Source organism: Mycobacterium hippophais, from assembly GCF_027529605.1.
GTDB lineage: Bacteria > Actinomycetota > Actinomycetes > Mycobacteriales > Mycobacteriaceae > Mycobacterium > Mycobacterium arseniciresistens.
Genome location: NZ_JAPZPY010000002.1, coordinates 374,193 through 396,333, shown reverse-complemented (window position 1 = coordinate 396,333; position 22,141 = coordinate 374,193). Strand labels below are relative to the sequence as shown.

Below are 22,141 nucleotides of genomic sequence, written 5' to 3'. Positions count from 1 at the left end.
GATTGCATAACAATGCTGCTTTGAACAGCGCAGTTGTAGCTACTCGACCGTAACCACCTGCATGCAGGACGTTTGTCCCGCTTGCTGTCGCACGGCGAAGGGCGTCGCGTTATCTGGCGGTGGGTTACCCGGGCGTAGAACTCGCCAGTAACCAATTGCGGGCCGAAAGCACCCCTTCTTCTTATGCCACTCTTAGTGGGGTTGGACCGCCCGGACACGGACGGCCGCCAGCCCGGATTCGACGCAGAATCTTCCGCCGGCCCGACGCAGGGGAGCGCAGCCGGCGAGCCGACCACAGTCGGTCACGACCGCCAGTTCGACGAGCGAGACGACAAGCGCGCAGGCAGCGCCGAGGGAGATAGCAAGAGTGACGATTCACGAGCACGACCGGATGTCCACCGACCGCAGCGGCGATGTCGAGGCCACCAGATCCGCGCACGCGCTCGTCGATCGCCTCAACGCCGGCGAACCCTACGCGGTGGCCTTCGGCGGCCAGGGCAGCGCATGGCTCGAGACGCTCGAGGAGCTGGTCTCCTCCGCAGGCATCGAGGGCGAACTCGCGACACTCGCCGGCGAGGCCGAACTGCTGCTCGAACCCGTCGCCAAGGAACTCGTCGTCGTCCGGCCGATCGGCTTCGAGCCGCTGGCCTGGGTCCGCGCGCTGGCCTCCGAGGAGCCGCTGCCCACCGCCAAGCAGCTGACGTCGGCCGCGGTCTCCGTGCCCGGCGTGCTGCTCACCCAGATCGCCGCGGTGCGGGCGCTGGCCCGTCAGGGCATGGACCTCTACGCCACCCCGCCTGTCGCCGTCGCAGGGCACTCTCAGGGCGTCCTCGCCGTGGAGGCGCTCGCCGCCCGTGGCGCGAAGGACGTCGAGCTGCTCGCACTGGCTCAGCTGATCGGTGCGGCCGGCACGCTCGTCGCCCGCCGCCGTGGCATCACCGTCCTCGGCGACCGTCCGCCCATGGTGTCGGTCACCAACGCCGATCCCGAGCGCATCTACGAACTCATCGAGGAATTCGCCCAGGACGTGCGCACCGTGCTGCCGCCGGTGCTGTCCATCCGCAACGGCAGGCGCTCGGTCGTCATCACCGGCACCCCCGAACAGCTCTCCCGCTTCGAGCTGTACTGCGCCCAGATCTCGGAGAAGGAAGAGGCCGACCGCAAGAACAAGGTCCGCGGCGGCGCCGTGTTCGCACCGTCCTTCGACCCCGTGCAGGTCGAGGTCGGCTTCCACACGCCGCGGCTGTCGGACGGCGTCGACATCGTCGGCCGGTGGGCAGAGGCCGTCGGCATCGACGTCGACCTCGCCCGCGCCATGACCGAGGCGATCCTCGTCACCCAGGTCGACTGGGTCGACGAGATCACCGACCTGCACGAGGCCGGCGCCCGCTGGATCCTCGACCTCGGGCCCGGCGACATCCTGACCCGGCTGACCGCCCCGGTCATCCGCGGACTGGGCATCGGCATCGTCCCCGCCGCCACCCGCGGCGGGCAGCGCAACCTGTTCACCGTCGGCGCGGTGCCCGAGGTGGCCCGGCCGTGGTCGAGCTACGCGCCGACGACCGTGCGGCTGCCGGACGGTTCGGTCAAGCTCTCGACGAAGTTCACCCGACTGACCGGCCGCTCGCCCATCCTGCTCGCGGGCATGACGCCCACCACCGTCGACGCCAAGATCGTCGCCGCCGCCGCCAACGCCGGCCACTGGGCCGAGCTGGCCGGCGGTGGCCAGGTCACCGAGCAGATCTTCAACGACCGCATCACCGAACTCACCGGGCTGCTCGAACCGGGCCGCTCCGTGCAGTTCAACTCGCTGTTCCTCGACCCGTACCTGTGGAAGCTGCAGGTCGGTGGCAAGCGTCTGGTGCAGAAGGCGCGCCAGGCCGGTGCGCCGATCGACGGCCTCGTCGTCACCGCGGGCATCCCGGAGCTCGAAGAGGCCGTCGACCTGATCGACGAGCTCAACTCCATCGGCATCGGCCACGTCGTGTTCAAGCCCGGCACGGTCGAGCAGATCCGCTCGGTCATCCGCATCGCCGCCGAGGTGCCCACCAAGCCGGTGATCGTGCACATCGAGGGTGGCCGCGCCGGCGGCCACCACTCCTGGGAGGACCTCGACGACCTGCTGCTGGCCACTTACTCGGAGCTGCGGTCGCGGTCGAACATCACCATCTGCGTCGGCGGTGGTATCGGCACGCCCGAGCAGGCCGCCGAATACCTGTCCGGGCGCTGGTCGGAGTCCTTCGGCTTCCCGGCCATGCCCGTCGACGGCATCCTCGTCGGCACCGCGGCGATGGCCACTCTCGAGGCCACCACCAGCCCACAGGTCAAGCAGATGCTCGTCGAGACTCGTGGCACCGAGACATGGGTGGGCGCCGGAAAGGCGCAGGGCGGCATGGCCTCCGGGCGCAGCCAGCTCGGCGCCGACATCCACGAGATCGACAACGCCGCCTCACGCTGCGGACGCCTGCTCGACGAGGTGGCCGGCGACGCCGACGCCGTCGCCGACCGGCGCGACGAGATCATCGCGGCGATGGCCGTGACGGCGAAGCCCTACTTCGGCGACGTCGGCGAGATGACCTACCTGCAGTGGCTGCAGCGCTACGTCGAGCTCGCCATCGGGGACGGCAGCAGCAACGCCGACTCGAGGACGCCGGGCTCGCCGTGGCTGGACATCACCTGGCGGGACCGCTTCGAGCAGATGCTGCAGCGCGCCGAGGCCCGGCTGCACGCCGTCGACTCCGGCGAGATCCCCACGCTGTTCCCCGAAGGCCGGCTGCTCGAGGAGCCCGAGGCGGCGATCGCCGCACTCGTGAAGCGCTACCCGGACGCCGCGACGGTGCAGCTGCACCCGGCCGACGTGCCGTTCTTCGTCCAGCTCTGCAAGACGCTCGGCAAGCCGGTGAACTTCGTGCCGGTGATCGACAAGGACGTCCGCCGCTGGTGGCGCAGCGACTCGCTGTGGCAGGCCCACGACGCCCGCTACTCCGCCGACGAGGTGTGCATCATCCCCGGTACCGCCGCCGTCGCCGGAATCACCCGGGTCGACGAGCCCGTCGGCGAGCTGCTCGACCGCTTCGAGCAGGCCGCCGTGGACCAGGCGCTCGCCCGCAATGGCGACCCGGCGCCGGTGCTGTCCCGCCGTCAGGGCCGTGCCGACGTCACCGGTCCGCTGGCCGCGCTGCTCGACGCGCCCGACGTGCTGTGGGCCGGCCGCACCGCGACCAACCCGGTGCACCGCATCGCCGAGCCGCGGGACTGGCAGGTGCGGGACAACGGAGCCATCGCCACCCACGCCTCCACCGGTGCGCGCATCACCGTCGCCGACGACCAGCACGTCGTCCTCAGCGTGCCGCTCTCGGGCACCTGGATCGAGATCCGCTTCACCCTCACCGATGTCGTCCGCAGCGGCGGAGCGCCGCTGGTGTCCACCGAGGACGCCGCCACCGCCATGCGTGCGGTGCTCGCCATCGCCGCGGGCGTCGACGGCCCCGATGCCCTGCCGCCGGTCTCCGGTGGCTCGGCGACGGTCACCGTGGGCTGGGATCCCGAGCAGGTGGCGGACCACACCGGTGTGACCGCCACGTTCGGCGCCCCGCTGGCGCCCACCCTGACGGTGGTGCCCGACGCCCTCGTCGGCCGCTGCTGGCCCGCCGTGTTCGCCGCCGTCGGTTCCGCGGCCACCGAGTCCGGATTCCCGGTCGTCGAGGGCCTGCTGAGCCTGGTGCATCTCGACCACGCCGCCCGGCTGGAGGCACCGCTGCCCACCGAGGTGGCCGAATTGACCGTCACCGCAACCGCTTCGGTGGCTACGGACACCGAGGTGGGCCGGGTCGTCCCGGTCGCCGTGACGGTGACCACCGCCGACGGCACCGTGGTGGCCACGCTCGAGGAGCGGTTCGCCATCCGCGGCCGCACCGGTGCGGCCGAACTGACCGACCCGGTCCGGGCGGGCGGAGCCGTCTCCGGCAACGCCACCGACACGCCACGCCGCCGCCGTCGCGACGTCAGCGTCGGCGCCCCGGTCGACATGCGGCCGTTCGCGGTCGTCTCCGGCGACCACAATCCGATTCACACCGACCGCGCCGCGGCCCTGCTCGCCGGGCTGGAATCGCCCATCGTGCACGGGATGTGGCTGTCGGCGGCCGCCCAGCACGTCGTCACCGCGACCGACGGCAAGGCCGTCCCGCCGGCCCGCCTCATCGGCTGGACCGCCCGGTTCCTCGGCATGGTGCTGCCCGGCGACGAGATCGAGTTCCGCGTCGACCGCGTCGGAATCGACGTCGGCGCAGAGGTTCTCGAGGTCACCGCCAAGGTCGACAACAACCTGGTGATGTCGGCGACCGCGCGGCTGGCCGCACCGAAGACCGTCTACGCCTTCCCCGGCCAGGGCATTCAGCACAAGGGCATGGGCATGGAGGTCCGTGCCCGGTCCAAGGCGGCCCGCAAGGTGTGGGACTCGGCGGACAAGTTCACCCGCGAGACCCTCGGCTTCTCGGTGCTGCATGTGGTGCGCGACAACCCGACCAGCCTCATCGCCTCCGGCGTGCACTACCAGCATCCCGAGGGCGTGCTCTACCTGACGCAGTTCACCCAGGTCGCGATGGCGACGGTGGCGGCCGCCCAGGTGGCCGAGATGCGTGAGCAGGGCGCGTTCGTCGAGGGCGCCATCGCCTGCGGGCACTCCGTCGGCGAGTACACCGCGCTGGCATGCGTCTCCGGTGTCTACGAACTGGAGGCGCTGCTCGAGGTGGTGTTCCACCGCGGCAGCAAGATGCACGACATCGTGCCGCGCGACGAGCAGGGCCGGTCCAACTACCGGCTGGCCGCGATCCGGCCGTCGCAGATCGACCTGCCCGACGCCGACGTCACGGCGTTCGTCGACGAGATCGCCGCGCGCACCGGCGAATTCCTGCAGATCGTCAACTACAACCTGCGCGGATCGCAGTACGCCATCGCCGGCACCGTGCGCGGCCTCGAGGTGCTCGAGGAAGAGGTCGAACGGCGCCGCGAGATCAGCGGCGGCAAGCGGTCCTTCATCCTGGTGCCGGGTATCGACGTGCCGTTCCACTCGTCGGTGCTGCGGGTCGGCGTGGCCGATTTCCGCCGCTCGCTGGAGCGCGTCATGCCGCGCGACGCCGATCCCGACCTGCTGATCGGCAAGTACATCCCCAACCTGGTGCCCAGGCCGTTCACGCTGGATCGCGACTTCATCCAGGAGATCCGCGATCTGGTGCCAGCCGAGCCGCTCGACGAGATCCTCGCCGACTACGACACCTGGCGCAACGAGAAGCCGCGCGAGCTGTGCCGCAAGGTCGTGATCGAGCTGCTGGCCTGGCAGTTCGCCAGCCCGGTGCGGTGGATCGAGACCCAGGACCTGCTGTTCATCGAGGAGGCCGCGGGCGGACTCGGCGTCGAGCGGTTCGTCGAGCTCGGCGTGAAGTCCGCGCCGACCGTGGCGGGCCTGGCGACCAATACGCTGAAGCTGCCCGAGTACTCGCACAGCACGGTCGAGGTGCTCAACTCCGAGCGCGACGCCGCGGTGCTGTTCGCCAACGACACCGATCCCGAGCCCGAGCCCGAGGTCGACGACGCCCCGGCCGCACCCGCCGGCGAGGCTCCGGCGGCGGCAGCCGCGCCCGCGCAGGCCGCTCCGGCGGCGCCGTCGGGTGGCCCGCGTCCCGACGACCTGAGCTTCGACGCCGCGGACGCGACGGTGGCGCTGATCGCCCTGTCGGCGAAGATGCGTCTCGATCAGATCGAGGGGCTGGACTCCATCGAGTCGATCACCGACGGTGCGTCGTCGCGGCGCAACCAGCTGCTGGTCGACCTCGGCTCGGAGCTGAACCTCGGCGCGATCGACGGTGCGGCCGAGGCCGACCTCGCCGCGCTGAAGGGTCAGGTCACCAAGCTGGCCCGCACCTACAAGCCGTTCGGCCCGGTGCTCTCGGATGCGATCAACGACCAGTTGCGCACCGTGCTCGGCCCGTCCGGCAAGCGCCCGGCCTACATCGCCGAGCGGGTGAAGAAGACCTGGGAGCTCGGCGACGGCTGGGTCAAGCACGTGACCGTCGAGGTGGCGCTGGGCACCCGTGAGGGCAGCAGCGTGCGCGGCGGCGGTCTGGGCGGACTGCACGAGGGTGCGCTCGCCGACGCCGCGTCGGTGGACAAGGTCGTCGACGGCGCGGTGACGGCGGTGGCCGCGCGCAAGGGTGTCTCCGTGACGCTCCCGTCGGCCGGCGGCGCCGCGGGCGGTGTGGTCGATTCGGCCGCGCTCGGTGAGTTCGCCGAGCAGGTCACCGGTCGCGACGGCGTGCTTGCTTCGGCCGCCCGCCTGGTCCTCGACCAGCTCGGCCTCGACAAGCCGGTCACCGCGCCCGAGTCCGCGAGCGACGCGGAACTCATCGACCTGGTCACCACCGAACTCGGCTCCGACTGGCCGCGGCTGGTCGCACCGGTCTTCGACGGTCGCAAGGCGGTCGTCTTCGACGACCGCTGGGCAAGCGCCCGTGAGGATCTGGTGAAGATCTGGCTCGCCGAGGAGAACGACGTCGACGCCGAGTGGCCGCGACTGGCCGAGCGGTTCGAGGGCGCCGGCCACGTGGTCGCCACCCAGGCGAACTGGTGGCAGGGCAAGGCACTGGCGGCGGGCCGCAACGTGCACGCATCCCTGTTCGGCCGGATCGCCGCCGGCGCGGAGAACCCGGGCCGCGGCCGCTACAGCGACGAGGTCGCGGTGGTGACGGGCGCCTCGAAGGGCTCGATCGCCGCATCGGTGGCCGCGCAGCTGCTCGAGGGCGGGGCGACGGTGATCGCCACCACCTCGCGCCTCGACGACGCCCGGCTGGAGTTCTACAAGTCGCTCTACCGCGACAGTGCGCGCTTCGGCGCGACGCTGTGGGTGGTGCCGGCGAACATGGCCTCCTACAACGACATCGACGCACTGGTGTCGTGGGTCGGCTCGGAGCAGACCGAGAGCCTCGGGCCGCAGTCGATCCATCTCAAGGACGCCCAGACGCCGACGCTGCTGTTCCCGTTCGCCGCGCCGAAGGTGGCCGGCGACATGTCGGAGGCCGGTTCGCGCTCCGAGATGGAGATGAAGGTGCTGCTGTGGGCCGTGCAGCGGCTCATCGCCGGCCTGTCGGGCATCGGCGCCGAGCGTGACATCGCGTCGCGGCTGCACGTGGTGCTGCCCGGCTCACCGAACCGCGGCATGTTCGGCGGTGACGGCGCCTACGGCGAGGCCAAGTCCGCACTCGATGCGCTGGTCACCCGCTGGAAGGCCGAATCGTCCTGGGCGCAGCGGGTTTCGCTGGCGCACGCGTTGATCGGCTGGACCAAGGGCACGGGCCTGATGGGTCACAACGACGCCATCGTGGGTGCCGTCGAGGAAGCCGGCGTCACCACCTACACCACCGCCGAGATGGCCTCGATGCTGTTGGCGCTGTGCGACATCGACGCGAAGGTGTCCGCGGCCCGCGAGCCGCTCGAGGTGGACCTCACCGGCGGCCTCGGCGACGTCGAGCTCGACATGGCGGCGCTGGCGGCCAAGGCGCGCGAGGAGATGACCACCGAGACGCTGCCGGAGGACGGGCCCACACCGGGCACCATCGCCGCGCTGCCCGCCCCGCCGCGGCTGGACGGCCCCGCGCCCGCACCGGAGTGGGCCGACCTCGACGTCGACCCCGCGGACCTCGTGGTGATCGTCGGCGGCGCCGAACTCGGGCCCTACGGTTCGTCGCGGACCCGCTTCGAGATGGAGGTCGACAACGAACTGTCGGCCGCAGGCGTTCTCGAGCTGGCGTGGACGACCGGCCTGATCACCTGGGAGGACGACCCGAAGCCGGGCTGGTACGACGCCGCCTCCGGTGACCTCGTCCCAGAGGAGGAGCTCGTCGAGCGCTACCACGACACCGTCGTGGAGCGTTGCGGCATCCGCGAATTCGTCGACGACGGCGCGATCGACCCCGATCACGCCTCGCCGCTGCTGGTGAGCGTGTTCCTGGACAAGGACTTCTCGTTCGTGGTGTCGTCGGAGGACGAGGCCCGCGCGTTCGTCGAGTTCGATCCCGAGCACACCGTGGTGCGCCCGGTCCCGGACTCCGCCGACTGGCAGGTGATCCGCAAGGCGGGCACCGAGATCCGGGTGCCGCGCAAGACCAAGCTCTCCCGCACGGTCGGCGCGCAGATCCCCACCGGGTTCGATCCCACGGTGTGGGGCATCACGCCCGACATGGCCAACTCGATCGACCGGGTGGCGCTGTGGAACATCGTCGCCACGGTCGATGCGTTCCTGTCGGCGGGCTTCAGCCCGACCGAGTTGATGCGCTGGGTGCACCCGAGCCTGGTGGCCAGCACGCAGGGCACCGGCATGGGCGGCATGACGTCGATGCAGACCATGTACCACGGCAACCTGCTGGGCCGGAACAAGCCGAACGACATCCTGCAGGAGGTGCTGCCGAACGTCGTGGCCGCGCACGTCGTGCAGTCCTACATCGGCTCCTACGGCGCGATGATCCACCCGGTCGGCGCCTGCGCCACCGCGGCGGTGTCGGTCGAGGAAGGCGTCGACAAGATCCGGCTCGGCAAGGCCGAACTCGTGGTCGCCGGCGGCTTCGACGACCTGACGCTCGAGGCGATCATCGGCTTCGGTGACATGGCGGCCACCGCCGACACCCAGATGATGCGCGCCAAGGGGATCAGCGATTCGAAGTTCTCCCGCGCCAACGACCGGCGCAGGCTCGGCTTCGTCGAGGCCCAGGGCGGCGGCACGATCCTGCTGGCCCGCGGTGACCTCGCGGTGAAGATGGGTCTGCCGGTGCTGGCGGTCGTCGGCTACGCGCAGAGCTTCGCCGACGGTGTGCACACCTCCATCCCGGCACCGGGACTCGGCGCGCTGGGCGCCGGTCGCGGTGGCAGGGACTCGGTGCTGGCACGCTCGCTGGCCAAGCTGGGCGTCGGCGCCGACGACATCGCGGTGATCTACAAGCACGACACCTCCACGCTGGCCAACGATCCCAACGAGACCGAGCTGCACGAGCGGCTCGCGGACTCGATGGGCCGGTCGGCGGGGGCGCCGCTGTTCATCGTCAGTCAGAAGACGCTCACCGGCCACGCCAAGGGCGGTGCCGCGGTGTTCCAGATGATGGGCCTGTGCCAGGTGCTGCGCGACGGGGTCATCCCGCCGAACCGCAGCCTGGACTGCGTCGACGACGAGATGGCCACCTCCGGGCACTTCGTCTGGCCGCGCGAGACGCTGCGGCTGGGAGAGAAGTTCCCGCTGAAGGCCGGTCTGGTGACCAGCCTGGGCTTCGGGCACGTGTCCGGGCTCATCGCGCTGGTGCACCCGCAGGCGTTCCTCGCCACGCTCGATCCCGAGCAGCGCGAGGACTACAGCCGCCGCGCGGACCAGCGCACGCTTGCCGGCCGTCGCCGGCTGGCGTCGGCCATCGCCGGCGGTCGCCCGATGTACGAGCGGCCCGCGGACCGGCGCTTCGGCCACGACGGGTCGGAGAAGCGGCAGGAAGCGGCGATGCTGCTCGACGCGGCGTCGAGGCTCGGTGACGGCGACGTGTACGGCCGATGAGCGCTTGCGCGAAGAGCAACCAGCACCGATGAGCACACACGCGTGGGCTAGGGTCGCTGCGTGGCGATAGTGGGTGTGGGCATCGACCTGGTCTCCATCCCGGAGTTCGCCGAACAGGTCGACCGCCCGGGAACGGTGTTCTCCGAGACGTTCACGCCGGGGGAGCGCCGGGACGCCGCGGACAAGAGTTCGTCGGCGGCCCGGCACCTGGCGGCCCGGTGGGCGGCCAAGGAGGCCGTGATCAAGGCGTGGTCGGGATCGCGGTTCTCCAAGCGGCCCGCGCTGCCGGAGGGGATCCACCGCGACATCGAGGTGGTCACCGACATGTGGGGCCGGCCGAAGGTGCGGCTGTCGGGTGACATCGCCAAGCATCTCCAGGATGTGACGATCCACGTCTCGCTGACCCACGAGGCCGACACGGCCGCGGCGGTGGCGATCCTGGAATCCGCCGACTAGTCCTTTCCCGCGAGCGTGCCACTACCCTCGTCGCCATGAGTGATGTCGTCGAGCGCGTCCGCGACGTGCTGCCGTCGGTGCGCGCCGACCTCGAGGAACTGGTCCGCATCGAGTCGGTGTGGGCCGACCCGGCGCGCCGTCCCGAGGTCCAGCGCAGCGCCGAAGCGGTGTCGAAGCTGTTGTCGGAGGCCGGATTCGATGACGTCCGCATCGTCAGCGAGGGCGGCGCCCCGGCCGTCATCGCCCGCCATCCGGCGCCTCCCGGTGCGCCGACGGTGTTGCTCTACGCCCATCACGACGTGCAACCCGAGGGTGATCACACGCAGTGGCGCACAGCGCCGTTCGACCCCACCGAACGCGACGGGCGGCTGTACGGCCGCGGCACCGCCGACGACAAGGCGGGTATCGCGACGCATCTGGCCGCATTCCGGGCGCACGGCGGCGCCCCTCCGGTCGGGGTGACGGTGTTCGTGGAGGGCGAGGAGGAGTCCGGGTCGCCATCCCTAGGAGCACTGTTGGGGGCTCATCGCGATCTGCTCGCCGCCGACGTCATCGTGATCGCCGACTCGGACAACTGGAGTACCGAGGTACCGGCGCTGACGGTGTCGCTGCGCGGGCTGGCCGACTGCGTGGTAGAGGTCGCCACCCTGGACCACGGCCTGCACTCGGGCCTGTGGGGCGGCGTCGTGCCGGACGCGTTGTCGGTGCTGGTGCGCCTGCTGGCCGGCCTGCACGACGACGAGGGCAACGTGGCGGTCGACGGCCTGCACGTCGGCAGTGCCGCCGACGTGGACCGCGGCCCCGACTGGGTGCGCGCCGAGACGGGTCTGCTCGACGGCGTCGCCGAGATCGGTTCGGGCTCAGTGGTGCAGCGGCTGTGGGCCAAGCCCGCGATCACGGTGATCGGCATCGACACGACGCCGATCGACAAGGCCTCCAACACGCTGATCCCGCGGGCGCGGGCCAAGGTCAGCATGCGCGTCGCCCCCGGCGGCGACGCCCGTGCCCACCTCGACGCCCTGACCCGCCATCTCGAAGCGCACGTCCCGTGGGGCGCGCACGTCACCGTCACGCCCGGCGACGTCGGTCAGCCCTACGCCATCGACGCCGCAGGCCCGGTCTACGAGGCCGCGCGGGCCGCGTTCCGTGAGGCGTGGGGCAGTGAACCGGTGGACATGGGGATGGGCGGCTCGATCCCGTTCATCGCCGAGTTCGCCGCGGCGTTTCCGTCGGCGGCGATCCTGGTCACCGGCGTCGAGGACCCGGGGACGCAGGCGCACAGCGTCAACGAGAGCCTGCACCTCGGGGTGTTCGAACGGGCGGCCACCGCCGAGGCGCTGCTGCTGGCGAAATTGGGCGGAAGCGACGCGACCGGCAGCTAGACCGACAGGTCGCGCCGCAGCTTGGCGACGTGCCCGGTGGCCCGGACGTTGTACTGGGCCTCGGCGATCCTGCCCTCCTCGTCGACGACGAAGGTCGAGCGGATGACGCCCTGAACGGTCTTGCCGTACATCGTCTTCTCCCCGAACGCCCCCCACGCGGTGAGTACCGCCTTGTCGGGATCGGACAGCAGCGGGAACGTCAGGGCCTCCTGGTCCCGGAACTTCGCCAGTTTGGCCGGCTTGTCGGGGGAGATGCCCACCACGTCGAGGCCGGCGCCGTTGAGTTCACCGAGGCTGTCGCGGAAGTCGCACGCCTGCTTGGTGCAACCAGGCGTCGAGGCGGCCGGGTAGAAGTACACGATGACCTTGCGGCCCTTGTAGTCCGACAGCGCGACGGTGTTGCCGTCGGCGTCGGGCAGGCTGAACGACGGCGCCGTGTCGCCGACCTCGAGACGAGGAGTCTGTGGCATGCGTCTGGGTAACCCTTCTGTCGGCCGGTGCCCACCGATGGACACCGGCTGATCTAGGGTAGTGCGGCAGAGCAGCGACCGAGGTGGAGGCAGACGTGGCGGACCGAGATCCCGACACCATCAAGCAGGACATCGACCATGCCCGCGATCAACTGGCCGCCACGGTGGACTCGCTCGCCGAGCGCGCGAACCCACAGCGCGTCGCCAACGACGTCAAGGCCGGTCTGATCCGTTTCGTGAAGACGCCCGCGGTGGCGGCGTCACTCGCGGGCGTTGGTGTGGTGGTCGTGCTGGTGATCGTGCGCAGGTCGAGGCGCTGACGCGCTGATCAGCGGCGCCGGCCGGACAACAGCCAGTCGGCGATCGTCAACCGTGGCGGATTGGCGCGACGGCCGAGCCTGCTGCAGCTGTGCACGAACAGCGGGGCAGCTACCTCGTCGTCTGGCGTCGAGGCAGGTGCGCTCGCCGCCCGGGGTGCGCCTGCAGTGGACATCAGCTAAGCCTTCGATCTCGTCGGTTACCGCTGACCGAACCGTGTCGCGGAGTAATCAGCTAACTCGATGGTAGCAGCAGGTTCGGTGGTGAGGGTCCTTTGACTGCGAAAATGTGACCTGTGTGACGTGCTCCGCAACTGTTTACCCGTAGTGGACATACCGCCGGTATGCGCACGATCGTTGAATTACAGCACATTGGGGCCGCCGGATGGGGCGCACGGTTGACAAATTATCGCGAACGTCAACCGCAAAGTGGGCGAGTGTGACCTGCGCAGGAAGGGTCGGCGGCACCGTGCGCGGCGGTCAGAGGTGCCTGTGACACTGCCCGCAGTGGGGAGACCCGGGAGGAGGGGGCAGTGCGGGCTGGAACGCCCGCACCGCACCGGAGGAAAACGAGTGCGCCGTCAGGGTTTCGAACCCCGGACCCGCTGATTAAGAGTCAGCTGCTCTACCAACTGAGCTAACGGCGCGCGACAGCGAGAGTAACAGTTCGGGTGGCGGGGTACGAAATCAGTTCGGGACCTGAGGGACGGCTCAGCGCGAATGAGCCGTTGCCCGACTTTGCCCTTAGACTATTGCCAATAAGTCGTCGTTACCGACCGTAGGTCGTGAGGTGGAGGAGAGAATGAGGCAGGTCCGAGCCGTAACCGGTCCGCGTAAGAACCGGGTCTGGTGGCTGGCGATCGCCCTGATCCCCGTGCTCGCACTGGGCCTGAGCGGCTGCGGCGGGGAATCGGCGCCACAGCAGCCCCAGGTGATCTCCGAGAAGGGCACCCCGTTCGGCGACCTGCTCATGCCCAAGCTGACGGCGTCGGTCACCGACGGTGCGGTGGGCGTGGCCGTCGACAGTCCGGTCACCGTCAGCGCCGAGGGCGGTGTGCTCGGCGCGGTCAACATGACCAACGAGGACGGTGAGCCGGTCGCCGGTCAGCTCAGCCCCGACGGGCTGTCGTGGGCGACCACCGAGCCGCTGGGCTACAACAAGCGCTACTCCCTCAGCGCGGAGTCGCTGGGCCTCGGCGGCGCCACCAGCAGGGAGATGAGCTTCGAGACGCACTCGCCCGAGAATCTCACCATGCCGTACGTGCTGCCCAACGACGGCGAGGTCGTCGGCGTCGGCCAGCCGATCGCGGTGCGCTTCGACGAGAACATCCCGAACCGGCTCGCGGCACAGCGTGCGATCACCGTCAAGACCACGCCGCCGGTGGAGGGCGCCTTCTATTGGCTGAGCAACCGTGAGGTCCGTTGGCGCCCAGCGCAGTACTGGAAGCCCGGCACCACTGTCGACGTCGCCGTGAACACCTACGGCGTCGACCTGGGTGACGGACTGTTCGGCCAGGAGAACGTCAAGACCCGGTTCACCATCGGTGACGAGGTCGTCGCGACCGCCGACGATAACAACAAGACATTGACCGTCCGCCGCAACGGCGAAGTGGTCAAGACGATGCCGATCTCGATGGGCAAGAACAGCACTCCGACGAACAACGGCACGTACATCATCGGGGACCGGTTCTCCCACCTGGTGATGGACTCGTCGACCTACGGTGTGCCGGTCAACTCGCCGAACGGGTACCGCACCGAGGTCGACTGGGCCACCCAGATGTCCTACAGCGGCATCTACGTGCACGGGGCACCGTGGTCGGTGGGTAGCCAGGGCTACAGCAACGTCAGTCACGGCTGCATCAACGTCAGCACGTCCAACGCCAGGTGGTTCTACGAGAACACCAAGCGCGGCGACATCGTCGAGGTGGTCAACACCGTCGGCTCCGTCCTGCCCGGCACGGACGGACTCGGTGACTGGAACATTCCGTGGAGCCAGTGGAAGGACGGCAACGCCGCCATCTGATCCGTGGACCGACGACGAGGCCCGCGCCGCGAGCCCGAGAAGCTGGGAGTGTCCGATTTCAGCGGGACCGCGACGAGCAGTGCAGCGTTGACCGCGCGCCGGGCATGGCATGGCTGAACAGTCGGTGGCCGCCTCGCCGGCGGACCCTTCGGTAGCCGCCCCGCGGGCGAACCTGGCGGTTATCTGCGCCATCTTCTTCTGTTCGGGTGTCCCGGCGCTGATCTACCAGCTCGTCTGGCAGCGCTCGCTGTTCACCATCTACGGCATCAATGTCGAGAGCGTCACGGTGGTGGTGACGGCGTTCATGCTCGGGCTGGGCCTCGGGAGCTTCGCGGGCGGGCGGCTGTCGCGGCTGGGCCTACCGCTGCTCGGCGTGTTCGGCGCCGTCGAGATCGGCATCGGCGTCTTCGGCTTCTTCTCGCTGGGCCTCTTCCACGCCGTGGGCGAGTTGACCCTTCAGATGAGCGCGCCGCTGACCGCGCTGTTCACGTTCCTGCTCGTGCTGATCCCCACGCTGTTGATGGGCGCCACGCTGCCTCTGCTGACGGCGCACCTGGTGAAGCACTCGGGAAACGTGGGGCGCAGTGTCGGGCTGCTGTACTTCGTCAACACCCTCGGCAGCGCCTTCGCCTGCTTCATCGTCGCGGCGTTCCTGATGCGTCTGCTGGGACAGCAGGGCGCCGTCACGCTCGCCTGCGGCATCAATCTGGCCGTCGGTGTCGGCGCCCTGATCGCCCAGGTGAGGTCGCCAAGGGCCGACGTCGCGCCCGGCGGGCGGCTGACGCAGTTCAACACTCGCGGTTTCTGGTTCGCGCTGCTGCTGTCGGCGCTCTGCGGCTACATCGCGCTGAGCTACGAGATCCTCTGGTACCGCGTCTACTCGTTCGCATCGGGCGGCGTCGCGCAGGCCTTCGCGTTGCTGCTCGGCTGCTACCTGCTCGGCATCGCGCTCGGCGCGCTCGTCAGCCGGCGCTTCTGCCGTGAGCCGGCGGCGGGCGAGCAGGTGGCCTCGCTGTCCGGCTTCGTGCTGTTCGCCAATCTCGCCAGCTATCTGCTGGTGCCCGCGGCGGCGCTGATCACCAGCGTCCTGCACTGGGGCGCCTCGTTGCCGCTGGTGGCCGTCGCCGCGGGCCTGCTGGGCGCGATCTTCCCGCTGATCTGCCACATCGCCATCGCGCCGGACGCCCGCGCGGGGGAGGGATTGAGCTACCTCTACCTCGCCAACATCGCGGGTTCGGCGCTGGGCAGCCTGATCACCGGCTTCGTGCTGATGGACCACTGGACCCTCGGCGGCATCTCGCTCTTCCTGGCGCTGCTCGGCATCGCGCTCTCGCTCGTGCTCCTGCTGGCCGCCGGAGGCCGTACGCGGCAGAAAAAGGTGCTGACCTCGCGCGCCGCGGCCATCGCGCTGACGGCGGTGGTGATCGTCTTCGTGCAGCCGTCGCTCTTCGACGGTGTCTATGAGCGGCTCTACTTCAAGGACGACTATGCGGGGCAGCGCTTCGCGCACCTGGCCGAGAACAAGAGCGGCGTGGTCAGTGTCACGCAGGACGGCGAGATCCAGGGCGGCGGCGTCTACGACGGCGACTTCTCCACCGACCTGGTGGACGACCGCAACCTGATCGTCCGCGCCTACGCCCTGAGCCTGCTGCACGAAGCGCCCCGCGACGTGTTGATGATCGGGCTGTCGTCCGGTTCATGGGCGCAGGTGATCGCGAACAATCCACAGGTCGAGACCCTGACCGTGGTGGAGATCAATCCGGCCTACCTGAACGTCATGAAGAACTACCCCGGCGAGGCCGGCGTTCTGGACAACCCGAAGATGAACGTCGTCATCGACGACGGCAGGCGCTGGCTCGCCCGCAATCCCGACCGCAAGTTCGACTTCATCGTGCAGAACACCAGCTTCAACTGGCGCGCACACGCCACCGACCTGCTGTCGAAGGAGTATCTCGACCTGGTCCGCGGCCACCTCAAGCCCGGCGGGGTGTCCTTCTACAACACGACCGGGTCGGCCGAAGCGCAGCGCACCGGCGCGCTCGAATACCCGAACGCACTGCGCTTCATCAATTTCATGGCCGTCAGCGAATCTCCGATCGCGGTCGACCGCCGCCGCTGGGAACGCGTTCTGCGCGAGTACCGCATCGAAGGCAGGCCCGTCTTCGACCTCGCCGACACGAAGCACCAGGCGCGCCTCGATGAAGTCCTTGCCCTGGCCGATTCGCTGTCCGCCGGCTACGGCCCTGCCAAGAAGCCCGGCGAGAACATGGAGACGCGCGAGGGCATCCTGGCCCGCACCGAGGGCGCGCCGACCATCACCGACGACAACATGACCACCGAGTGGGGCTTCAACTGAGGCGGGACACCCGGACAAAGAACACCGCCCCACCTGCTACAGGCAGGTGGGGCGGTGTCTCTTCGGGGTGGCTGACGGGACTCGAACCCGCGACATCCAGGATCACAACCTGGTGCTCTACCAACTGAACTACAGCCACCATCGCCGCAGTGCCCATGGGGAACCCGGGGGCATTCGCGGCGTCGTCGATACTAGCCGCTCGATGCCTCGTCGGCCGAATCGTTATCGCTCGCGTCGGCGCCCGGGGGACCCAGCTCGGCGGCGATGTCGGCGATGTCGCTGGTCGACGGGCCCGGCGGCGTGACGAACGCGGTGCGGCGGTAGTAGCGCAGCTCGCGGATCGACTCGTGGATGTCGGCGAGCGCCCGGTGCGCCAGGCCCTTCTCCGGCTGGCCGAAGTAGATCCGCGGGTACCACCGCCGGCACAGCTCCTTGATCGAGCTGACGTCGATCATCCGGTAGTGGAGGTATTCGTCGAGTTCGGGCATGTCGCGGGCGATGAAGCCGCGGTCGGTGGCGATGGAGTTGCCGCACAGCGGTGCGGTCTTGGCCTGCTTGACGTGTCCGCGGATGTAGTCGAGCACGAGTCGCTCCGCGGTGGCCAGGTCGACGGTGGCGGCCCGTACCTCCTCGGTGAGGCCCGACCGCTTGTGCATCTGGGCGACGACGTCGACCATCGAGTCGAGCGCCTCGTCGGGCGCATGGATGACCACGTCGAGGCCGTCGCCGAGGATGTTCAGGTCGGCATCGGTGACCAGCACCGCGATCTCGATGAGCCGGTCGGACCTCAGGTTCAGTCCGGTCATCTCGCAGTCGATCCACACCAGTTCTTCGCGCACAGCGCTCCACAGTATTCGCACCCCCGCCGGACCGGCGGCCATACCCGTCGGGACCGTGATCTTGGCAAGTACTGTGTGGCCCATGTCGACCGAGTCGGGCGCCACCCCAGCCCAGCAGATCGCCGCCGGTTACGCCGTCGAGGGTCAGGCGCTGGAGCTGGGCACCGTGGTCATCGACGGCGCCGCCGATGCCGCGGCGAAGGTGCGCATTCCGCTCGCCACGGTGAACCGGCACGGTCTGGTGGCGGGCGCCACCGGCACCGGCAAGACCAAGTCGCTGCAGGTGCTCGCCGAACAGCTCTCCGCCGCCGGGGTGCCGGTGCTGATGGCCGACGTCAAGGGCGACCTGTCCGGGATGTCGCGGCCGGGGGAGGCCGGCGAGAAGACCGCCGAGCGGGCCCGCGACACCGGCGATGAGTGGACGCCGACCGCCTACCCGGTGGAGTTCCTGTCCCTCGGCACGTCGGGCGTGGGTGTGCCGGTGCGGGCCACCATCTCGAGCTTCGGGCCCGTCCTGCTGTCGAAGGTGCTCGGGCTCAACCAGACTCAGGAATCGACGCTGGGTCTGATCTTCCACTGGGCCGACCAGCAGGGCCTGGCACTGCTGGACCTGAAAGACCTGCGTTCGGTGATCCAGTTCCTCACCAGCGATGAGGGCAAGCCACAGCTCAAGGCGCTCGGTGCGGTGTCGACCACCACCGCCGGGGTGATCCTGCGCGCGCTGGTCAACCTGGAGGCCGAGGGCGCCGACACCTTCTTCGGCGAGCCGGAGCTGGAGCCGGCGGATCTGCTGCGGGTCGACGCGTCGGGACGCGGCATCGTCACGCTGCTCGAGCTGGGCGCTCAGGCCGCCCGCCCGGTGATGTTCTCCACGTTCCTGATGTGGGTGCTGGCGGATCTGTTCACCTCGCTGCCCGAGGTCGGTGACATCGACAAGCCGAAGCTGGTGTTCTTCTTCGACGAGGCGCACCTGTTGTTCGACGACGCGTCGAAGGCGTTCCTGGCGCAGGTCGAGCAGACGGTGAAGCTGATCCGGTCCAAGGGGGTCGGGGTGTTCTTCTGCACACAGCTACCCACCGACGTCCCCAACGAGGTGCTGTCCCAGCTCGGCGCCCGCATCCAGCACGCACTGCGCGCATTCACGCCCGACGACGAGAAGGCGTTGAACAAGACCGTCCGTACCTACCCGAAAACCGATGTCTACGAACTGAAGTCGGCGCTGATGTCGCTGGGTATCGGCGAGGCGGTCGTCACCGTGCTCTCCGAGCGGGGCGTGCCGACGCCGGTGGCGTGGACGCGCATGCGCGCGCCGCGATCGCTGATGGACACCATCGGCACCGAGGCGATCACCGCCGCCGCGAAGGCCAGTCCGCTTCAGGCGGAGTACGGCCAGACCATCGACCGCGACTCGGCCTACGAGCGGCTCGCCGCCAAGCTGGCCCCGCCGCCCGAAGTGGCCCCGCCCGCGGACCTGCCGCCGGTGCCGACTCAGGTCGACGTGCCGCCGATGCCCACACCCGCCGCCCCGGAGGAACCCGGCTTCTTCGAGAAGATGACCGACAGTCCCGCGTTCAAGAGCGCGATGCGCTCGGCGGGCACGGTGATCGGCCGCGAGATCACCCGCAGCATCTTCGGCACCGGCCGCCGCCGTCGCCGCCGCTGAGTGATTTCGGCGTGACTCGTCGCGCTCAGCGCGCGTTGTCACGCCGAAATGACTAGTCGCCGCCGAGTTTCTTGTAGACGGCGCCGACGATCGGCGTCACGATCGACCGCGGCGCGTAGCCGCTGGCCACCGACATCGCCTTGGACGTGACGCCGGGGACCACCCGCATCTTGTTGCGCTCCAGGCCGTCCAGCGACAACTTGGCGGTGTACTCGGTGGAGATCCACAGGAAGTCCGGGATGAGCTTCTCGACCAGCGACTGCTCCTCGGTGTCCGGCAGCGTCTCACGCACCGGTCCGGGCGCCAGCACCGTGACGTGCACACCGTCGCGCTTGAGTTCGCCGCGCAGCGACTCGCTGAAGGTGTTGACGAACGCCTTGCTCGCCGCGTAGGTGGCGTTGTTGGGGATCGGTGAGTTGCCGGCTGCCGAGCCGGAGATCAGGATGCCGCCTGCCCGTCGCGCCACCATGCCGGGCACCACGGCGAGCACCAGGTCGTGCACGCCGAGGACGTTCAGTTGCACCTGCGCCTTCTCGTCGGCCGGATCGAGCCGTGACAGCGGACCGAAGGTCGCGGTGCCCGCGTTGGCGCACAGGATCGAGATGTCACGTCCGGCGAGTTCGTCGCACAGCTCGGTGCGCGCGGTCGGGTCGGCCAGGTCGACGGCCCGGACCTCGACGGTCACGCCGTACTGCTCGGTCAACCGGTCGGCCAGCGCGGCGAGCACCTCGCCGCGGCGGGCGGTGATGATCAGGTGGTGTCCGCGGGCGGCCAGTTCGATGGCCAGGGCTTCGCCGATGTTCTGAGAGGCGCCGGTGACGACCGCGCGGGCTTCGGGGCGGGGAGCGGGAATCGGCATGGGCGGGACTATATCGCGGGCCGCACCGCGCCCTCCGGGCCTGCACCGGGGGCCGTGGACCGGCGGCTGGCACTAGGGTGGGCGGCGATGAGCGTGTCGTCGCGTCCGCCCGCATCACCCGAGCGGACCCCGCCGCGATCGGGAGTCGTCGCATGGGCGCTGTGGGACTGCGGCGCCACCGGGATGAACGCCATCGTCATCACCTTCGTGTTCTCGGTGTACCTCACCGGACAGGTCGGCGAGGGCCTCGCCGGGCCGACGACGCCGGCGGGCTGGCTCGGTAACGCGCTGACCGTGTCCGGTCTGATCGTCGCTCTGCTCGCACCGGCGACGGGCATCTGGGTCGACGCGGCGCACCGCAGGCGCCCGATGCTGATCGTGCTGACCGGCGTCGCGGTGACCTCGACCGCCTCGATGAGCCTGATCCGCGACGACCCCCGCTACCTGTGGCCGGGCCTGATTCTGCTGGCGTTCACGGCGGCGTGCAGCGATCTGGCGACGGTGCCGTACAACGCGATGCTGCGGAACCTGTCCACGCCGGAGAGTTCCGGGCGCATCTCCGGCTTCGGCGCTGCGGCAGGATATTTCGGCAGTGTCGGGCTGTTGCTCATCGTCTACCTCGGGTTGGTGCAGGGCGACGGCCCGACCCGCGGATTCTTCGGCATCACCGCCGCGGACGGCTGGCCGGTCCGCGCGGCCATGCTGCTCACCGCCGCCTGGTTCGTGCTGTTCGCCATCCCGCTGCTGCTCAAGCGCGGCGTCGAGGCCCCGGTCGACGTGCTGCCGCGGGTCGGCTTCCTCGGCGCCTACCGGAAGCTGTGGGCGGAGCTCAAGGACCAGTGGCGGCGCGACCACAACATCGTCTACTACCTGGTCGCCAGCGCTATCTTCCGGGACGGCCTCACCGGGGTCTTCCAGTTCGGCGCCGTGCTGGGAGGGGCGGTGTACGGCGTGTCACAGGCCGACCTGCTGCTGTTCGGTGTCTGCGCCTGCGTCGTGGCCGCATTGGGCGCGGTGCTCGGCGGACTGCTCGACGACAGGGTCGGCTCCAAACCCGTCATCGTCGGGTCGCTGGCGTCGATGGTGGTGGTCTCGATCGTGCTGATCACCCTCGACGGCACCACCGCGTTCTGGATCTGCGGACTGCTGCTGTGCCTGTTCGTCGGACCGACCCAGTCGTCGGCGCGCACCCAGATGCTGCGCATCACCGAGGAAGGCAAGGAAGGCGTGGCGTTCGGGCTGTACACCACCACGGGGCGGGCGGCGTCGCCGCTGGCGCCGTGGTTCTTCGCCTCGGCGATCGCGCTGTTCGGCACCGATCGCGCCGGGATGGGCGGGCTGGCCGCGGTGCTGGCGCTCGGCCTGATCGCGATGCTGTTCGTGCGCGTGCCGAAGCGTCGCTAGCCCAGTCCCGCGCAGATCGTGAGCCCGGCTCCGGTGCGCTGCTCGGTCGTCACGCCGTTGATCGAGACGGTGCAGGACACCTGGTTGCCGAGGTTGATGATGCTGATCCGCGCGGCACTCTGCGCGGGCGCGGGCAGGTCCACCTGCTTGCTCCACGGCAGCATCACGTTGAACTCGGTCTGCGGGAGCCCGCCGCTGTCGGTGTAAGTGATGCTGATCGCCCGGCCGTCGCCGGAGACGTCGTAGGTGACGGTCTCGGTCTGCCCGGACGCCGTCGTCGTCGGTGTCGGCGCCGAGGTGGTGGGCAGCGGGAGCACCGGCCTGGGGCTCGGCGAGGTGGTGGTGGTCGTGCGCGGGGTGGTGCTGGCGGTGGGCTCGGGCATCGCCGGCGCCGGTGCGACCACCGTCTGCTGGCGGGAGCTGTTCGAGATGACCAGGGCGATCACCAGTCCGACGACCACCAGTACCGCGGCCGCGGCCACCCACCAGAGCCACTGCGGCGACTTCGGCTCGCCGGGCGGGGGTTCGGCCGGTTCGTGGGGGGCGTACTGGCCGGCGGCGTACGGGTCGGCGGGGTCGTAGCCGTACTGCGAGTACTGCGGCAGCCGCTGGGTGGGGGCGGGCCCGGTGGGTGGCGGGTAATTGCCGTACGGCGGCTGATTGGCGTACGCGGGGTCGTGATAGCCCGGCTCCTCGCCGTCGCGACGCGATCCGGTCATGCCCACCTCATGGTCGCAGGGTACCCGCGTAAGCCGGTGTCGCGGCGGCTCGGTTCCGGGGGGAGGCCGA

13 protein-coding genes and 2 tRNA genes are annotated in these 22,141 nt (G+C 69.8%); 8 read left to right on the top strand and 7 right to left on the bottom strand.

Features of this window, described 5'->3' with window-relative positions; genetic code table 11:
- Positions 1–367: 367 nt before the first annotated feature.
- From O6P37_RS07460 to O6P37_RS07450, 3 genes are read left to right on the top strand one after another with little or no spacing between them, the layout of a single operon-like run.
- Positions 368–9,583, top strand: a complete 9,216-nt coding sequence (locus O6P37_RS07460; protein WP_269893453.1) for a type I polyketide synthase — start codon at positions 368–370, stop codon at positions 9,581–9,583.
- A gap of 60 nt (positions 9,584–9,643) precedes the next feature.
- Positions 9,644–10,039, top strand: a complete 396-nt coding sequence (gene acpS / locus O6P37_RS07455; RefSeq protein WP_264015503.1) for a holo-ACP synthase AcpS — start codon at positions 9,644–9,646, stop codon at positions 10,037–10,039.
- 35 nt (positions 10,040–10,074) lie between these two features.
- Positions 10,075–11,421, top strand: coding sequence for a dipeptidase (locus O6P37_RS07450; RefSeq protein WP_269893452.1), 1,347 nt, complete (start codon positions 10,075–10,077; stop codon positions 11,419–11,421).
- Here the strand turns inward: O6P37_RS07450 and bcp are convergent.
- Positions 11,418–11,891 (bottom strand): thioredoxin-dependent thiol peroxidase, encoded by a 474-nt coding sequence (gene bcp / locus O6P37_RS07445; protein WP_269893451.1) that lies wholly within the window; start codon positions 11,889–11,891, stop codon positions 11,418–11,420. The two genes, O6P37_RS07450 and bcp, sit on opposite strands and share 4 nt — an antisense overlap.
- Before the next feature lie 95 nt (positions 11,892–11,986).
- Between bcp and O6P37_RS07440 the strand changes: the two genes are divergently transcribed.
- Positions 11,987–12,211: a DUF3618 domain-containing protein gene (locus O6P37_RS07440; protein WP_269893450.1), complete on the top strand. Its 225-nt coding sequence runs from the start codon at positions 11,987–11,989 to the stop codon at positions 12,209–12,211.
- 8 nt (positions 12,212–12,219) lie between these two features.
- Here the strand turns inward: O6P37_RS07440 and O6P37_RS07435 are convergent, their stop codons facing one another.
- Together O6P37_RS07435 and O6P37_RS07430 are read right to left on the bottom strand one after the other, a co-directional pair.
- Entirely contained in the window at positions 12,220–12,384 is a 165-nt protein-coding gene (locus O6P37_RS07435; protein WP_269893449.1) for a hypothetical protein, read from the bottom strand.
- A gap of 398 nt (positions 12,385–12,782) precedes the next feature.
- A tRNA-Lys gene (locus O6P37_RS07430) sits at positions 12,783–12,855 on the bottom strand.
- Between the two features lie 155 nt (positions 12,856–13,010).
- Between O6P37_RS07430 and O6P37_RS07425 the strand changes: the two genes are divergently transcribed.
- Positions 13,011–14,231, top strand: coding sequence for a L,D-transpeptidase (locus tag O6P37_RS07425; RefSeq protein WP_269893448.1), 1,221 nt, complete (start codon positions 13,011–13,013; stop codon positions 14,229–14,231).
- 109 nt (positions 14,232–14,340) lie between these two features.
- Positions 14,341–16,587: a fused MFS/spermidine synthase gene (locus O6P37_RS07420; protein ID WP_269893447.1), complete on the top strand. Its 2,247-nt coding sequence runs from the start codon at positions 14,341–14,343 to the stop codon at positions 16,585–16,587.
- A 66-nt stretch (positions 16,588–16,653) separates the two neighbouring features.
- Here O6P37_RS07420 and O6P37_RS07415 read toward each other — a convergent pair.
- Both O6P37_RS07415 and orn read right to left on the bottom strand, forming a co-directional pair.
- Positions 16,654–16,726 (bottom strand) — tRNA-His (locus O6P37_RS07415).
- Positions 16,727–16,778: 52 nt separating this feature from the next.
- A complete protein-coding gene (gene orn / locus O6P37_RS07410) occupies positions 16,779–17,426 on the bottom strand; it encodes an oligoribonuclease (protein ID WP_269893446.1) in 648 nt (215 codons plus the stop codon).
- An 82-nt stretch (positions 17,427–17,508) separates the two neighbouring features.
- On the opposite strand from orn, the gene O6P37_RS07405 reads away from it, so the two are divergent.
- Positions 17,509–19,089, top strand: a complete 1,581-nt coding sequence (locus tag O6P37_RS07405) for a helicase HerA-like domain-containing protein (RefSeq protein ID WP_269893445.1) — start codon at positions 17,509–17,511, stop codon at positions 19,087–19,089.
- Positions 19,090–19,141: 52 nt separating this feature from the next.
- Here the strand turns inward: O6P37_RS07405 and cmrA are convergent, their stop codons facing one another.
- Positions 19,142–19,948 (bottom strand): mycolate reductase, encoded by an 807-nt coding sequence (cmrA, locus tag O6P37_RS07400; RefSeq protein WP_269893444.1) that lies wholly within the window; start codon positions 19,946–19,948, stop codon positions 19,142–19,144.
- Positions 19,949–20,035: 87 nt separating this feature from the next.
- On the opposite strand from cmrA, the gene O6P37_RS07395 reads away from it, so the two are divergent.
- Complete coding sequence (locus O6P37_RS07395) at positions 20,036–21,352, top strand: MFS transporter (protein WP_269893443.1); 1,317 nt, start codon at positions 20,036–20,038, stop codon at positions 21,350–21,352.
- On the opposite strand, the gene O6P37_RS07390 is transcribed toward O6P37_RS07395, so the two are convergent.
- Positions 21,349–22,071: an MmpS family transport accessory protein gene (locus O6P37_RS07390; RefSeq protein ID WP_269893442.1), complete on the bottom strand. Its 723-nt coding sequence runs from the start codon at positions 22,069–22,071 to the stop codon at positions 21,349–21,351. The genes O6P37_RS07395 and O6P37_RS07390 overlap by 4 nt on opposite strands.
- Positions 22,072–22,141 lie beyond the last annotated feature (70 nt).